Source organism: Microbacterium sp. UFMG61, assembly GCF_015354505.1.
In the GTDB taxonomy this organism is placed as follows: Bacteria; Actinomycetota; Actinomycetes; order Actinomycetales; family Microbacteriaceae; genus Microbacterium.
The window spans coordinates 1-611 of sequence record NZ_JACAFP010000034.1 but is presented as its reverse complement, the minus strand read 5'-3'; the positions used below and the strand labels follow the sequence as shown (position 1 = coordinate 611).

At 70.5% G+C, this 611-nt stretch carries 1 protein-coding gene and 2 pseudogenes; 1 reads left to right on the top strand and 2 read right to left on the bottom strand.

Features of this window, described 5'->3' with window-relative positions; genetic code table 11:
* On the bottom strand, positions 1–62 hold a 62-nt coding region (locus IXW21_RS18480), incomplete at its 3' end, for a hypothetical protein (protein WP_267238739.1).
* Between the two features lie 84 nt (positions 63–146).
* On the opposite strand from IXW21_RS18480, the pseudogene IXW21_RS18685 reads away from it, so the two are divergent.
* Positions 147–263, top strand: a pseudogene (locus tag IXW21_RS18685) (putative PEP-binding protein); the annotation flags it as partial.
* A 117-nt stretch (positions 264–380) separates the two neighbouring features.
* On the opposite strand, the pseudogene IXW21_RS18475 reads toward IXW21_RS18685, so the two are convergent.
* Positions 381–557, bottom strand: a pseudogene (locus tag IXW21_RS18475) (putative PEP-binding protein); the annotation flags it as partial.
* Positions 558–611: the final 54 nt, after the last annotated feature.

Genomic DNA, 611 nt, shown 5'->3' with positions numbered 1-611 from the left:
AGCGCGGACGGCGCCATCGAGAGACTCGTCGCGCCGAGGCCGACGAGCACGAGCGCGAGCATCGGGTCGGCGGCGGCCTCACCGCAGATGCCCACCGGCTTGTCCAGGCGAGCGCCCGCGAGTACGGGCTCAAGACGGCGGGCGTCATGGTCGAGATTCCGTCCAGCGCGCTGCTCGCCGACCGAATCCTCGCGCACGCGGATTTCGCGTCGATCGGCACGAACGACCTCACCCAGTACACGATGGCCGCCGATCGCATGCTGGGTTCCGTCGCCGGATTCCAGGACCCCTGGCACCCCGCCGTGCTCAGGCTCGTGCGCGAGGATTCGGTCGGCGAGCAGCGCGCTGGACGGAATCTCGACCATGACGCCCGCCGTCTTGAGCCCGTACTCGCGGGCGAGCGAGGTGAAGTACTGCGTCTCCTCGACGGTCGCGACCATCGGCGCCATGACCCACAGGTCGGCCTCGGTGGCGGCATCCGCCTCGGCGAGAGCCGTCAGTTGCTCGCGCAGGATGTCCTCGCTCGCGCGGAGGGCACGCAGGCCACGGAGGCCCAGCGCCGGATTCTCCTCGTGAGCGTCGTTGAGGAAGGCCAGCGGCTTGTCGGCGCC